The 14,412-nt window shown below is 59.3% G+C and carries 14 protein-coding genes and 1 pseudogene; 3 read left to right on the forward strand and 12 right to left on the reverse strand.

Annotated features, from left to right (window positions below; genetic code table 11):
• Nucleotides 1–684: 684 nt before the first annotated feature.
• The 9 genes and pseudogenes from GSQ93_RS23025 to GSQ93_RS23060 all read right to left on the reverse strand — a co-directional run bounded on the left by GSQ93_RS23025 (nucleotide 685) and on the right by GSQ93_RS23060 (nucleotide 9,482).
• Nucleotides 685–1,341 carry a YceI family protein gene (locus GSQ93_RS23025; protein ID WP_158937945.1) on the reverse strand — a complete coding sequence of 219 codons (657 nt, stop codon included), beginning with the start codon at nucleotides 1,339–1,341 and terminating at the stop codon, nucleotides 685–687.
• A 54-nt stretch (nucleotides 1,342–1,395) separates the two neighbouring features.
• Nucleotides 1,396–1,899: a DUF3455 domain-containing protein gene (locus GSQ93_RS23030; protein WP_158937946.1), complete on the reverse strand. Its 504-nt coding sequence runs from the start codon at nucleotides 1,897–1,899 to the stop codon at nucleotides 1,396–1,398.
• 81 nt (nucleotides 1,900–1,980) lie between these two features.
• Nucleotides 1,981–2,748, reverse strand: coding sequence for a superoxide dismutase (locus GSQ93_RS23035; RefSeq protein WP_158937947.1), 768 nt, complete (start codon nucleotides 2,746–2,748; stop codon nucleotides 1,981–1,983).
• 285 nt (nucleotides 2,749–3,033) lie between these two features.
• Nucleotides 3,034–3,168: pseudogene (locus GSQ93_RS38235) on the reverse strand (MarR family transcriptional regulator); the annotation flags it as partial.
• A gap of 151 nt (nucleotides 3,169–3,319) precedes the next feature.
• The gene (locus tag GSQ93_RS23040; RefSeq protein ID WP_158937948.1) at nucleotides 3,320–4,456 is read right to left on the reverse strand and encodes a porin; all 1,137 of its coding nucleotides are present in this window, start codon (nucleotides 4,454–4,456) and stop codon (nucleotides 3,320–3,322) included.
• A 74-nt stretch (nucleotides 4,457–4,530) separates the two neighbouring features.
• Complete coding sequence (locus GSQ93_RS23045; protein WP_158937949.1) at nucleotides 4,531–5,466, reverse strand: VOC family protein; 936 nt, start codon at nucleotides 5,464–5,466, stop codon at nucleotides 4,531–4,533.
• 28 nt (nucleotides 5,467–5,494) lie between these two features.
• Nucleotides 5,495–6,334 carry a fumarylacetoacetate hydrolase family protein gene (locus tag GSQ93_RS23050; RefSeq protein ID WP_158937950.1) on the reverse strand — a complete coding sequence of 280 codons (840 nt, stop codon included), beginning with the start codon at nucleotides 6,332–6,334 and terminating at the stop codon, nucleotides 5,495–5,497.
• Nucleotides 6,335–6,373: 39 nt separating this feature from the next.
• Nucleotides 6,374–7,723 (reverse strand): MFS transporter, encoded by a 1,350-nt coding sequence (locus tag GSQ93_RS23055; RefSeq protein WP_158937951.1) that lies wholly within the window; start codon nucleotides 7,721–7,723, stop codon nucleotides 6,374–6,376.
• A gap of 70 nt (nucleotides 7,724–7,793) precedes the next feature.
• Nucleotides 7,794–9,482, reverse strand: coding sequence for an FAD-dependent monooxygenase (locus GSQ93_RS23060; protein WP_158937952.1), 1,689 nt, complete (start codon nucleotides 9,480–9,482; stop codon nucleotides 7,794–7,796).
• A gap of 109 nt (nucleotides 9,483–9,591) precedes the next feature.
• Between GSQ93_RS23060 and GSQ93_RS23065 the strand changes: the two genes are divergently transcribed.
• Nucleotides 9,592–10,503 carry a LysR family transcriptional regulator gene (locus GSQ93_RS23065; RefSeq protein WP_158937953.1) on the forward strand — a complete coding sequence of 304 codons (912 nt, stop codon included), beginning with the start codon at nucleotides 9,592–9,594 and terminating at the stop codon, nucleotides 10,501–10,503.
• Nucleotides 10,504–10,515: 12 nt separating this feature from the next.
• Here the strand turns inward: GSQ93_RS23065 and GSQ93_RS23070 are convergent, their stop codons facing one another.
• Nucleotides 10,516–11,532, reverse strand: coding sequence for a 1-aminocyclopropane-1-carboxylate deaminase (locus GSQ93_RS23070; RefSeq protein ID WP_158937954.1), 1,017 nt, complete (start codon nucleotides 11,530–11,532; stop codon nucleotides 10,516–10,518).
• A gap of 160 nt (nucleotides 11,533–11,692) precedes the next feature.
• Here GSQ93_RS23070 and GSQ93_RS23075 point away from each other — a divergent pair, with 160 nt between their 5' ends.
• Together GSQ93_RS23075 and GSQ93_RS23080 are read left to right on the forward strand one after the other, a co-directional pair.
• On the forward strand, nucleotides 11,693–12,202 hold the full coding sequence (locus GSQ93_RS23075; protein WP_158937955.1) for an Lrp/AsnC family transcriptional regulator: 510 nt from the start codon (nucleotides 11,693–11,695) through the stop codon (nucleotides 12,200–12,202).
• A 226-nt stretch (nucleotides 12,203–12,428) separates the two neighbouring features.
• Nucleotides 12,429–12,749, forward strand: a complete 321-nt coding sequence (locus tag GSQ93_RS23080; protein ID WP_158937956.1) for a pyrimidine/purine nucleoside phosphorylase — start codon at nucleotides 12,429–12,431, stop codon at nucleotides 12,747–12,749.
• 126 nt (nucleotides 12,750–12,875) lie between these two features.
• Here GSQ93_RS23080 and GSQ93_RS23085 read toward each other — a convergent pair whose 3' ends face one another.
• Nucleotides 12,876–13,232 carry a hypothetical protein gene (locus tag GSQ93_RS23085; RefSeq protein ID WP_158937957.1) on the reverse strand — a complete coding sequence of 119 codons (357 nt, stop codon included), beginning with the start codon at nucleotides 13,230–13,232 and terminating at the stop codon, nucleotides 12,876–12,878.
• 289 nt (nucleotides 13,233–13,521) lie between these two features.
• Complete coding sequence (locus GSQ93_RS23090; protein ID WP_301952081.1) at nucleotides 13,522–14,412, reverse strand: carboxylesterase; 891 nt, start codon at nucleotides 14,410–14,412, stop codon at nucleotides 13,522–13,524.

A 14,412-nucleotide genomic window follows, 5' to 3' on the forward strand; every position in this document is an offset into this window, starting at 1 on the left:
AGGTCCTGACACGCTTCGCCACCAGTGACTGAACCCGCCCACGGTTCACCCCGCGCTATCCGCGAACAATCACCAAATCAGTAAGCATGACGAATCACACCGCTAACCCACCAAGAAATCAAACCGCCAAAATGCGTGAGGCCGTCACCGACGAACGCAACCGCATAGGCCGTGCAATCGGCCCATCAAGACATGAAGCAACAGTACGCGCGAGGCCGTGACCCTGACCTTCGGCAATAACCGAAGTAACCGATCGGAGCACTCAACCAACACATCAAGAAATGGGGCAAAAAAAGCGCGTAGGATCGTGCTGACCATTGGGGCACCGGTGCTTGCCCGAGAGCACTGGTGGCGAAGCGTGTCTATGTCGGGATTCGCGAGAAGGAGGGGTTCAAACATCGGTGGTTCTGGCGAGCACCGTGCTTTTGGGGCACCTATGAATGGGAACTGCACGCTGTGGACACTTAGGGTAGCGTGTTTTAAAAGCGTTTTCTTTGCTTCGTTTCTTTGTCGCTTTGGACAAAGAAATGACGTGCCGCCACGCACAGTGGCTAACAGTGATAAAGAGAAAATCCGACTCATGCAGACCGCTAACGCCGAAAGCACCAACCCGGCATAGACTCCGACCGCTAACCCTACAACCTAGCATCACCGCCCAAACCCCGTCCACCGGCGCGAGCGAAATCACTTGGCTACATCGCCATCAAACTCCGCCTGAATCGCCACATGCACGTCATCACCCACCGCCGGATACCACGTCGATAAACCGAACTGCGCGCGGCTGAAATGGCCATCGGCGGAAAAACCCAGCGTCTGTTGTTTGGTCAGCGGATTCGGCGCATGCCCATTAAACGTAACCGCAAGCGTAACCGGCCGGGTCGTGCCACGAATGGTCAGATCGCCGGTGAGCTCACCCTTGTTGTCCGCCGTGCGCTTGAACCCCGTGCTCGTAAAATGGATGACCGGAGAACGCTCGACGTCCAGCATATCCGGGCCCGAGACCATCTTGTTGAGGATCGGGACATTGGTGTCGAGACTCGTTGCATCGATATCCACCGTCACCGTGCTTTGCTCCATGCCGGCGGCGTTCCAATTCAACTGCGCGGTAGTCTTGTCGAAACGCATGACGAAGCGCGAATACTTGAAGTGATCGACATCGAAACTGACATTCCAATGATGCGGATCGAGCTGATAACGCCCCGCAGGAACACTCGCTTCATCCGGTGACACCGAATGCGTCACCACGCTCAGCGCCGTACAGGCCGACATCGACACAGCTAACGCAATGAGCAAACCCGCACGAAGCGTGTGAATGCGGGGCAGCAATCTGGAGTCGTGCATGATTGTCCTTAAAGAAGTCGACGCCCGTAGCGCAAGCCATCACAGCCGCCCGTGCTACTTGTAGAAAATGTAGTTAGCAATGTAGGGCGAGCTGCCAAGCTCATGTTCGGTCGAACACGGCGAGGCCGGCATCACGCCGCCCACCGTATTTACGCGCTGAACATAACGAATAGCAGATAGCATGCCGCTCGCCGCGGTGCTGCGGGCTTCGAGCAATAACTGCGGCACGCTCGCGGCAGTATCACTCGGCGTTTGCGCGATCACATGCCCCACAATCCGGCTGCCGTCGTCCGCCTCCCACGAAGGCCCCGCCGAGTGCCGGATCAACGCCTGGCCGCTGGTATCGTAGAGCGTTGCCTGCGGGTTCTTGAACACCCAACCCAAGTGGTGCTGCGCGTCGTATTCGCATGAATACACCTGCACGCCGGAAGCGGTCGTCGTCACGACGCGTTCCGCCTGGGGAGGATCCATAGGGGACGCAGCGGACGCGGCAGTGCTTGCAACGCAAACGGCGATCACAGCTGCCACTCGGCTCATGCGGTCGAAATGAGTAAACATGAAACTCCTGCTTCAATGAAATGGCTGACCATGGATTGTGCGCCCACGGCCACGCTGCGCACATATCGCTTTCTGTCCTGCTCAGACCCGGTCCAGATTAGCCGATGCAAACGCCCAGTTCAAATGCTGCGACACGGTAGCAACAAGGTAGTCGGGACGACGGTTCTGATAGTCCAGGTAATACGCATGCTCCCACACGTCCACCGTCAACAGCGGCGCGAGACCCCGCGTGAACGGCGTTTCCGCGTTGCTCGTCTTGATGACCGCAAGCTCTCCCTGATCGAGCACCAGCCAGCCCCAGCCGCTACCGAACTGCGACGCCGACGTGCTCACCAATGCCTTCGTCAACGCCTCGGTTGAACCAAACTTGCGCACGATTGCCGCCTGGAGTTTTTCACTCGGCTGAGTGGTCACCGGGCTCAGCGAATTCCAGTAAAAGTTGTGATTCCAGGCTTGCGCGGCATTGTTGAAAACATCGGCGAGAGCGGGTTGATCGTGCGAGTGCATGATCACTTGTTCAAGCGATGCCTGCGCGAGCGGCGTACCCGCCAGCAGCTTGTGCAGGTTATCGAAATACGCGCGATGGTGCTTGCCGTAATGGAACCCGATCGTGCGCGCTGAGATCACCGGCTCAAGCGCGTTGTCCGCGTAAGGCAGCGGCGGCAGCGTTTGCGGCGATGAACCCAGGTAAGCGGGCACAACGCCGGGCGTCGCTTTTGCATCGGCGGGAGATTGGGCCGATGTATCTTGCATGGAAGCGCCGAATGCGAACTTCGAGAGCGCGACGCCAGCCGACGCCAATGTTCCGCTTGCAATCAGGCGACGACGGGAAATAAGCGAGTTGAGCATGATGAAACCCGTAAATGTGGAGTGATTGCAGCCATTACCGGTTCACCGGTCTGTTCTGGCTGCACTCACACAACGCTTCGGGTTCAACATCTATTCCATCGATTTCTCAGGTTTTCACGTTACTAACGCCGGGCCCTAACGCGCTGAAAAATTCAGGCACCGCGCCCGTCGCCAGAAGCAATCCCGCGATGCAAACCTCATATGCGGTTCATGACATTTGGATTAAAACTTCCATAACAAATTACCCCGGAGGTTTAATTCCGATCGCGGCAAGCGAGGAACTCGATATAGCGAGAGGGGCAAGCCGAGCGGCGCAAGCGCTTCAGTCATCTGGTGCCGCAAGATCCGGTCGAGGCTGCCGATCACTCGAGTAAGCCGGGAGTGAGCACATCGTCTGTTTCGAACCTCATTCCCACAAATCTTTCAGGTCTGCTGGCTCACCGAAATCAGGCCATCGATTCGAAACCGGTCCAGGAACTGGAATCGCTCCATACCCTCTTCCGGACCGGACCGGACCACGTTGCCGATCCGCATGGTTTGGCCTGCCCGCGCCCGGCCTGAAGTCTTCCACTCAGAATGCGTGCTTGATGCCCGCCATTACGCCGAGCTGCCCCATGCCCGCCGCCGGTGTCGCGCCCGGTCCGCCCTGGCTTAGCGTGTAATGGGCCTTGGAGCTATTGGACAGATAGCCGCTCTGCAAATAGACACTGGTCTGCTTTGACAACAGATAACTTCCACGCAAGGCGGTCAACGTGGCGCGTGTGTCCTGCTGTTTGTCTACGGTACGGTAGACGCCGCCATCGAGAACAACGGAAGGCGTGACGTAGTAAGTGCCGGTGAGATAGAAGAGGTTGGTCCGTACTTCCGGCGTCGCTGGCAAGTCGGTCTCGACATGACGCCCTAACCACCCACCGCCGACCTTCAATTGTCCCAGTTTGAAATATCCATTGAGCTGCATGCGGATATCCTTGTCGCCGCTGCTGGTCAGTGCAAGTGGCGCGAGGCCGTTGAACAGATTGGCCGCCGCGCCCGGGCCGCCCCGCTGCTCGTCGTAAGCGCTCGCCACGCCAAACGATCCGCCGTCGTAGCGCAGCAGCGCTGACCACTGACGGCACGCTTGTGCATTGCCGGCTATCGACCCCGCGCAGGTTCCTTGTCCTGGCGAGTTGCCGGTAGCGCTCGCATCGCGTCCGAAAGAATAGGTCGCACCCACCGTGACGCCGCTGAACGTCCCCTTGTAGGCGACCGTGTTGTCGCTGCGGGCATTGGGGATATACGAATCGAGGGAGCCAATGCCGCCGTAGATATCCGGGCCTAGCGCATCCGAATCAAGCAAGGCCCAGTAAGACATCGTGTACTGGCGGCCCAGGGTAAGCGCACCGTAACGACTCGACAACCCGACCCAAGCTTGTCGGCCGAACAATCGACCGCCCTGATTCACATCGCCGGCACGGGTATTGAAGCCGTTCTCGAGCGCGAAGATCGCAGCGAGCCCTCCGCCGAGGTCCTCGGTGCCGCGCAGGCCCCAGCGCGACGGCACGGAGCCGGTAATACCAGGCATGCGGATGACTTTATCGCCCGCCGCGTCGGCATGCGTAACAAGCTCGATACCGGTGTCAAGAATCCCGTAGAGCGTGACGCTGCTCTGCGCATGGGCAGAACCGCTGACGGCTAGCACGGTGGCCGCCGCAATCGTTTTGTAGTTCATTGTCTCCAGACCTGTTATTTAGTTTTTAATTTCTGAACTGCGCTTGAGCGACGGAAGGCGAAAGGCAGTCGCCGTCACGCTTCGGTATTGCGGATGAAATAATCGGGGACGTCCGGCCCCCACTGATAAAGCGAGTCCTCCGGTAGAAAGTCTCCTGCCGGCCAAGCGGTCCCGGCAGACACGAAGTCCATATCGGCGGAATATTCCGAGAACGATCCCCACGGATCACGGACGTAATGGAAGTAGTTCGATCCAAGCACGTGCCGCCCCGTACCCCAGCCCTCCCGGAAACCGGCAGCTGCCATTTGCGTCGCGCCGGTGCCTACTTCGTTAATGCTCGCGACGTCCCAAGCCACGTGGTGCCAACCCTTGGCAGTGCTTTTGACGAAAGCGACCAGATGGTGGTCACTTCCGTGCGGCGCGTGCGTGAAGGCGATGATGTCGGCCGATCTATCCGACAATCGCAATCCCAGGCCCCGCTCATAAAAATCAACCGCGCGCAGCGTGTCGGGCGTGAACAACAGCACATGCGACATGCGCCGGGGCCGCACCGTCCTGAGTTCTGATCGCATGCAAGAACCGCGCGAATCCGCCGGCACCTCCGCATGCGCGAGCGGTGTCTTTTGATGAGGCGTGGTCTTGGGTCCAACGCGGACCTGAATCAGATTGCCGTCCGGATCGTTGAACCAGATGCCGTCGGCCTTGTCCGTTGTTACCGGAGAGCTGGATTTGATCGATGCACCAGCCGCCATCAACTGGCGCTCGATCTCAGGCAAATCTCCTTCGAAGCAATTGAAGCTAAGGTATGCCAACGACTTGTGATCCGAAGGCAGAATACGAGCCCACCGGTGACCGTCGCCGGCTCGAATATCCAGGCTCTCTGCCACGCGCGTCACATCGAGACCGAACGCGCTGAAAAACCGTTCAGCCTCGGACAATGACGGCACATTGAGCGCGAAGTGATCGATCGAATGCACGGCAACACCCTGCGAATCACGATGTTGAGACATGTATCCTCCTTGGGCTCGGCGCGCGGCTTCAAGCAGCTTCGTCGACGATCACGTTACGCAGGGTCCCCATGCCGGCGACTGAGACCTCGCACACATCGCCGTGCCGCATCAGGAGCTTCGGATTGCGCGCCCAGCCGACGCCGGACGGCGTGCCCGACACGATCACGTCGCCGGCTTCCAGGGTGATCGCCTCGCTCAGCAACACGATCAGGGTCTCGACGTCGAACACCATGTCGTCCGTGCTGGCCGATTGCACGATTTCGCCGTTCAACCGGGTTTCCAGATGCAGTCCTTTGACGCCGGCGGGCAATTCGTCGGCGGTAATCAGGTCCGGGCCGAATGCGCCGGTGCCGTCGAAGTTCTTGCCCATCGTCCACTGAGGGGTCTTGAACTGATACTCGCGAACCGACGCGTCGTTGAACAGCGCATAACCCGCGACATGCGACAACGCATCTTCCTTAGGGATGTGCCGGCCGCCCTTGCCTAGCACCACGGCAATCTCGCCTTCGTAATCGAGGCTGTCGGAGATGCGTGGCCGTATGATGGGTTCGTCATGCGCAACCAGGCTCGTAGGGAGGCGCAGGAACATGGTTGGATAATCGGGCTGTTCAAAATTGCTTTCTTTCGAGTGGTCCTTGAAGTTGAGACCGACGCAAAGAATCTTGGGCGGCCGCTGCAGCGGCGGCAGGAACTTCAACCCTTTTTCAGCTTCAATCTGCCCGCCTTCTTGCTCCGCCGCCCATGTGCTCAGGTCCACGCCCTGAGCCAGCAACGCCTCGAGCGTGTACTCGCCGAGCGTCCGGATTGCTCCGTTCTCGCGCACACCCAACAGCGCCTTGCCATCCTTTTCAAAACTTACGTACCGCATGTCCTTCTCCCAAGTATTCGCGACGCGGGTCGCAATGAATCAAGCCTGTGTGATGCTGTTACCGCGATAAAACCAACCGTTGGCAAGCATGGCGACGCCCGCTATGACAACCGGCGCGGCAAAGAGAACGAACGCTGCGCCGGTCGAATGAAACGCGGCGAGCAGGATGCCTCCCGTCATGGAACCGATGATCGAACCGATGCGGCCAACCCCAAGCGCCCAGCTAACGCCCGTCGCTCGCGCGGCAGTTGTATAGAAGCCAGCGACCAGGACATTCGCGCCGGTCTGCGCGCCGGAGAGTCCCAGCCCGGCCATGAAGACCGTCAGGTACACCCACGTGGGTTCATGGATCGAAAAGCCGATCAACGCGATCGAGACAGCCGCAACGGCGTAGGAACCTGCCAGCACGAAGAACGGATTCATCCGGTCCATCAGGCGTGCATTGATCAGCGATCCGATAGTGCCGCCCAAGGGCAGCATGGCGCCGACACGGGCCGCGTGAGATGGGTCGATGCCAGCGTCAGTGATGACCGTGGGAAGCCAGCTACTGACCTGGTAATAGACCCAGAGCGTGCAGAAGAAGGCCAGCCAGAGCAGCAACGTGCCGGCTCGGTAGCGTTGACTAAAGAGCGTGCGAACGGCCGACTTCGGGGCTGCGGAGATGTTGGGAGCAGCGGCGTCTTCCGGTGCGACGTGCGCAAGCGGGGTGTCGGCATCGCCGATGAGACGCTTGAGCACCTGACGAACTTCTCGTGCATAGCGGGATTTGCCCGCCATGAAACGCAAGGACTCCGGCAACCAGATCCAGATCACCGGCACAAGGCAAAGCGGGAAGATGCCACCGAAAATGAACACGCCTTTCCAGCCGAAGGCCGGGATCAGCAATGCCGCCACGACGCCCCCGAAGGCGAGGCCCAGCGTGAAGCCGCAAAACATCAACGTGACCAGCAACGCGCGGTTACGCGCGGGACTGAACTCCGAGGACAACGTGATCGCGTTGGGCATCGCGCCGCCCAGCCCGGCTCCCGTCGCGAAGCGAAGCACGATCAGCCAGATAGGCGACGGTGCATAAGCGCAAGCGAGACTGCCAATACCGAATAACACCAGCGAGACGGTAATCACACGCTTGCGTCCGATGCGGTCTGCCAGCGGCCCAAACAGGAAACTGCCGACTGTGAGACCCAGTAGCCCCGCGCCAAATATCGGACCGAGTTGCGCCGGGCTCAATGACCATTCGGTCTTCAGCAAAGGGGCGACATAGCCCACCGATGCAACGTCGAATCCGTCCGCCGCGACCACCAGAAAACAAAGGATCAGCGTGAGGATTTGTAGAGACGATGTTTTCGTCCCGTCCATGATGCTATGAGGCGTAACCGCTTGCGCATGCATTTCCTGTCTCCAAAGGATTCGTTCGCTTTAGTGCGAAACTATTTCCGTCTTTTTCTGCGGGCTCTCGTGGTCAGAGCCTTGGGGCGCCCGGCTTACGTTCAGGCACATGTCCCGTACTCCTTAGCACTGCGGCTTCAAATCCGCTATCTAGCGCGTCGCCGCGCCACGCGATATGTTGGTCCGGCCGTATCAGAACAAACGCTGCTTTATAGAGGTCGGCGACCGCAGGCTCACTGACCTCGACAATCGCAAGCTGCGGTAGTGTTGCTGCCGCGCGTCGAACGGCGCCATTGTGTGTGGAATCAATCCCACCAGGCGCGGTGCAAAGCAATGTGAAGCCCTGCCCCAAGAGGTCATAGAGCGAGTTGCCGCTCGCCAGCCACACGTGCGGCGCACGATGGCCGGCCCTCGCGGACGGCACATACAGGTTGGCGGAATCGGGCGGCGCAGACCCTTCCTCAGCCGAGATCAACGGCGACGACTCATACCGTGTCCCAAGATGAACGCCGGGGATAACGAACTCGGTCGTTGCATGAAACGTCAGGTAGTCCCCGACCGCAGCGCGCGCCGCATCGCCCGCGGCATCGGGCGCATAGGCCTCGTGCGGAACCTGCACATGCCCGATGCTGTCGGCGAAACCTCTCGCGAACGCCGTGTTTCTCAGCGCAGCAGGCCGGCGTTCTGCTTCATAGCTCGCACCCAACGCGTGACCCGACCAACCCTTGACCATCGCCTCGAGCTTCCATGCGAGATTTGCCGCATCGTCAATACCGGTGTTGTAACCAAGTCCGCCAGTGGGCGTGAACAAGTGCGCGGCATCGCCGGCGAGAAACACGCGCCCCACGGAAAAGCGCTCGGCAACCAGAGTAAAACCGGCTGTCCACGTCGAACTGCTCTTGATCTCGAACGTAATATCCGCACCGATAGCCTCGCTGATGCGCCGTCTGACGCTGTCTTCATCGGGCACTTCGCCATCGCGCATTTGCACGTTCATGATGAAATGACCCTTGCCGTCCACGGCAATGATCAACGCCCGTTGTCTGGCGCTAAAGGTCCAGTACTGCCAGGCAGGCGCGTGCGGGCTGACGCGATAAATATCCGGTGCATAGAAGTAGACGGCATCCATCTGACCGCCCATGAATTCGCGTTTCTCACCTGCCACGCCGTCATAGCGCACGCCAAGCGACTTGCGTACAAAACTGCGAGGGCCATCGCAACCAATCAGGTAGCGCGCTTTGACCAGGCGCGTTTCAGCGGCACGGGCAGGCGTTGCGTCCAACTCTACGGTCGCCGTGACCCCATCATCGTTCTGGGAAATGTCCACCACACGTGCAGCGAAATGCACGCGGCAGGTTGCGTTGCGCCGCGCGGCCTGAAGCAGGACGGGTTCAACATATAACTGCGAACAGCGATGCGGCGGCTCAGGCGTCGCCCACGTGAACGAGTGCGCCCTCGCCCATTCCACGGCATCCTGCGATGCCGGTTGATGAAGCCGCGCGAGTTCGTGGCCGGCCATCGACGTGAAGTACGCAACGTCCGGCGCATAGTCGGGCGGCAAACCCATTGCACGAATGGTGGAAGAAATGCCGATGCGGCGAAAGTGCTCCATCGTGCGTGCGCTGTTGGCGTTCGCGGCAGGATGCGTGCTGGTGCCGGCCTTTGCATCGAATACTTCGACGCTGATTCCCCGCTGGCCCAGTTCAGCCGCAAGGAACAATCCCACAGGGCCGCCGCCCACGATAACTACGTCGCAGTCCACGAATTACGTCTCCTGTTTTTTAATTTCCAGCAATGGATGCGACGTTAAACGTTAATGTTGTATAAATCTATACAATGAATTTCATATCCATAATGAATTGGGTGCATAGATGCAGCAGCCTGACCTGAATTTTCTTTACGTCCTGCAAGCGCTGGCCGACGAGCGAAGTGTGTCGCGTGCGGCGGACCGGTTGGGCCTGACGCAACCCGCGGTCAGCCATGCATTGGGAAAATTACGCGTGCTGTTTCAGGACGACCTGTTCGTGCGGGCGGGCTCCGTCATGGCGCCCACGCCGGTCGGTGAACGCCTCATTGAAGGCGTGACGCATGCGCTGGCAGTGATCCAGCAGGAGATATGGAGTACGAAGTCTTTTGATGCGACCACGACCACCCGGACGTTTTCCGTCTGTCTAAGCGACATGGGCGTGATCGTGCTGCTACCGCGGCTCCTGGCGGCTCTGCGTGAGCGTGCGCCGCTGGCTTCGTTGAAACCGATTCAATTGCCATCGCTGGAATTGGCGAGCGCGCTTCAAGACGGCGCGATTGATCTGGCAATCGGGTACTTAGGCAAGCTTGGGGACAATCTTCATCAGCAACCGCTCTTTCACCGGTCGCTGGTTGGCATTGTCAAAGGCGGCGCCAAGCGCAAAAAGGTCAGCATGACGCTGGAGGAGTTCATCGGCAGGAAACATGTGGTCGCGGGAACACTGGCGCTCACGAATCAATTGCTCGAGAAAGAATTGCGGCGCCTTGGCGCACGGCTGAATGTAGGGGTCGACGTGCCGTATCTGCTGGCTGTTCCGAGTCTGGTCGCGACCTCGGATTTCATTGCTGCGGTACCGGACGAGCTCGCCGAGCTGTTCTCGCGGCTTGCGGATGTGGATGTCTTTCCACTGCCCATAAAACTGCCGGACCTGACCGTCCAGCAGTTCTGGCACGCCCGGCATCACAACGACGCCGGGCATCGATGGTTCAGGAGCGTCGTGGCTGAAACGCTGCGTCAGTACAAGACGTTGCCCTGAGCCCCAACCCGATCAACCTTCGCGAAACAGGAAGCTATAAGCGTTCAACGCCGGCACGCCGCCAAGATGCGCATACAGCACCTTCGAGCCTGCCGGGAACTCGCCGCGTTTCACCTTATCGATCATGCCGTGCATGGACTTGCCTTCGTACACGGGGTCAGTCAACACGCCCTCCAGCTTCGCACACAAGCGGATCGCCTCAAGCGTGCCTTCGTTCGGCAAGCCGTATTCAGGTCCGCCATATCGTTCGTCGAGCACGATATCGTTCAGCGTGATGTCACGTCCCAACTCTACTTGCTCGGCCGTGTGCCGCGCGATCCGATGGATCTGCTCACGGGTCTTTTCAGGCTTTGCCGATGCATCGATACCAATCACCCGATCCGCGCGCCCGTCCGCCGCAAAACCCACGATCATGCCGGCCTGCGTGCTGCCCGTGACCGAACAGACCACGATGTAGTCGAACTTGAAACCCAGCTCCGCTTCCTGCTGGCGCACTTCTTCCGCAAACCCTACGAAGCCCAGGCCGCCTAGCGGATGGTCAGAGCAACCCGCCGGAATCGCGTAAGGCTTGCCGCCCGCCTTCCGCACGCTTTCCAACGCGTCTTCCCAACTCTTGCGAAAGCCGATGTCGAAACCATCGGCGACCAGGCGCACATCGGCACCCATGATCCGCGACATCTGGATATTGCCGACGCGGTCATACACCGCGTCCGAGTAGTTCACCCAGTTTTCCTGCACCAGCACGCATTTCATGCCGAGGTGCGCGGCAACAGCTGCAACCTGACGCGTCTGGTTCGACTGAATCCCGCCGATGGAGACCAGCGTGTCGCAGCCTTGCGCGATGGCGTCGGGAATCAGGTATTCGAGCTTGCGGGTTTTATTGCCGCCGAATGCGAGGCCGCTGTTGCAGTCTTCGCGCTTGGCATAGAGCTCGACCTTGCCGCCAAGATGGTCTGACAGCCGTGTGAGCGGCTGGATCGGCGTCGGCCCGAATGTGAGCGCGTGGCGGGGAAATTTCTTGAGGTTCATGTGTCGCTCCGATGATCAGCCAAGTCGTCGCATTAATTTGCGTCGATGAGAAGTATGGTAAAAAACTTTGCTGGAATCAGGGTTGCGAATAAATTGTTATTTGTTTAACTCTCGCTGAATGAACGTCTTGTCGACGTAATTAATGTGTGGAGAAATAGCTATGAGCGCAACAAAAGTTCGTGGTGTCTCGCGTATGAGCGATCAATCGAGCGCTGAGTTGGACCGCGTCGACCGCGCGATCCTCAGGCTGCTTCAGCGCGACGCCTCTATGTCAAATGTTGCGCTTGCGGCCAAGGTGAACCTGAGCGCGCCAGCGTGTTTACGCCGCGTAGAAAGGCTTAAACAAGCGGGGCTGATCCGGGGAATCGTGGCGTTGCTGGAGCCAAAGAGGCTCAACGCGGGCATGCTGATGATCATCGGCGTGGTGCTGGATCGCTCGACGCCGGAGTCCTTCGCCGCATTCGAAAAAGCCGCGCAAAAGGTCTCGGGATGCATGGAGTGCCACATTGTGACGGGGGAATTCGACTGCTTCATGCTGGTACGCACGCGCGACAGCGAGAGCTTTAACCGCCTGCATGCCGAGCAGTTGTTGTACTTGCCCGGTGTGCGCCAGGTCAGGACATTCATGGTCCTGAAAGAAATCCTGTCGACAACCAGTTTCCCTATCTAGCGTTTGCACGCCTGTTGGCCAGGCACATGCCGCACGCACGGAATCATTGCCAAGCTGAGAAATAATGACTATGTTTTGCGGGGCAGCAAAACCACGCTTCAAGGTTCGGCCATGCCGATCCCGAGCCCGATTCCGAAGCTGGCGATACGATTACGACAGATCACCGTGCCGGCAGCCTGAGCCCCATGCCGTCGGCCAACACACCGGACCATAGGAATTTCCACGCATGACAACGACTGCACAATTCGACAACGTCTCGATCATCAAGCACGCCAATATTTACTTCGATGGCAAATGTGTCTCGCATACCATCCTGTTCGCCGACGGAACGCGCAAGACGCTAGGCGTTATTTTCCCGGCCCTGCTGACGTTTTCGACGCAAGCGCCGGAGCAAATCGATGTCAATGCTGGACGATGCCGCGTGCGTAATCCGGGAGAAGAGGCGTGGCGTGAATATGGTGCTGGCGAGTCCATCACCGTGCCGGGCAATACGAGCTTCGAGATCGAAGTGATTGAAACCGTCGACTACGTCTGCCACTATTTTTGAGCGCAGGCTGGACCGTCGGGATGCATAGCCACAGCGCCTGACTTGAAAAAAACGACAGTCGATTGGCGGCACGAATTTTTAACGCCGCCAGTCGATCGTCTTCGGGCAACGCATGGTGCATGCGACTTACCTGGACGCGACCTGCCGACGCGCCGCCGCCGGACAAAGCTCCGCGTACATCTGAACAAGCCACGCGTGCGGGCAGTCGTCGCTGACGGATACGCCATTCGCGTTGAGGTCGCTTAAGCCAATCTGCCGCGCCTGCAAGGCTGCGTTGAACGCGCAACTTGCCTTACGCCGCACATAAAGCGCGCCAAGCACAGCGATACCAAACACCGTCGCCCTGAGTCCGAACGGGCCCGGTTCGTCCAACGGCATGTGCAGCAACAAGATGATGCAAAGGCACGCTGCCGTCAGCACCGTAACCGACGCCGACAAAAGCACCGCATGGGCGCGCAACGCGATCGACAGGGTGGTTTGCATGACAGTCTCTCCGGGCTCGCGCCAGGCGGAATTTGCTTTCAATCTTGAACGAGGTCCACTTGCATCCGATGCCGCGTCTAAGCCGGCCGGCAAGCAGAATGCAGTCATGCGGCACTGCGGTAATTCAGGGAAAACCTCGCACCGCACGCACGACTAAAACGTTTCACGACACAGAGTGCGCGAGACATGCTTAAGCGACGCTTATCCGCGCGCGGAGCGTTCAGTTACCAAAAATTGTTTTGAAAGCTTCGGTGCCGCTGCGGGCCGCCGACGGGCTGTTGCCCAAGCTTTATTTACCGATGGCTGCCATCTGCCGGAGACGTCGGGCCAGCGCCTTCGATACCACCGGCTTCGCGCCACCTTCGGCGCTACTCGCAGCCTCGCTTTCCTTGAGAAACACGGCCGTCTCGCGGGCGACGATTTCCCGTTCGTTGTCGGAGGTGATCATGTGGTACGAATCGTCGAGATAGATGGTGCGCAGAACCGTCGAACTAATGTTCGATGCAACGAACTGCGCGTTGCGCGGGCTGGACGTCTCGTCGTCAATTGCATGGATCAGCAGGCAATCGTTCTTGAGCGCCGCCAGCGTTTTTTTCACACTTGCGGCAAGGCGGCTGGCCTCGTGCAGCGCGGGAAGCGAGATGCTCGACGGACCAACTTCGCTCAAGTCGTTACGCTGCATTGCCCGGCCGATCTTCGCACGCAACGCCTCGTTGCGCAGTCCAAACGGCGCCTCTTCCTGATACCGCCAGCGATTGCGCAGCGGCGTGTAATAGGCCCAGCCGAGCAGGAAGCGATACCACGGCATCGCCCAGCCGTCGTAGTCGAGCGTGACGGACAGCAGCACGATAGCTTGCGCGCTGGGCCGCTCACGCACGAGCGCCAGTGCGAGCGTCGCGCCCATGGAAAGGCCACACACGGACACGCGCGGGTAACGGGCGCTCAGGGCATCGAATTCTTTGACCGCGGCCGCAACCCATGCTTCCATGCGTAATTCCGGCGTGCCCGCGCTGTAACCGTGAAGGTTGGGTGTGCACGTAGTGAACCCTTCGCTATTCAGGTAGCGCGCGAGATGGCGCATTTCGAGCGGTGAGCTGGACAGGCCGTGCAGCATCAGGACCGCATGGTCGCTGCCGGAGTAAAAGGTCGACGCGTTCAACGCGGGCGTTTCCTTTGTCAC

It is taken from the genome of Burkholderia sp. S171 (assembly GCF_009766085.1).
GTDB lineage: Bacteria > Pseudomonadota > Gammaproteobacteria > Burkholderiales > Burkholderiaceae > Caballeronia.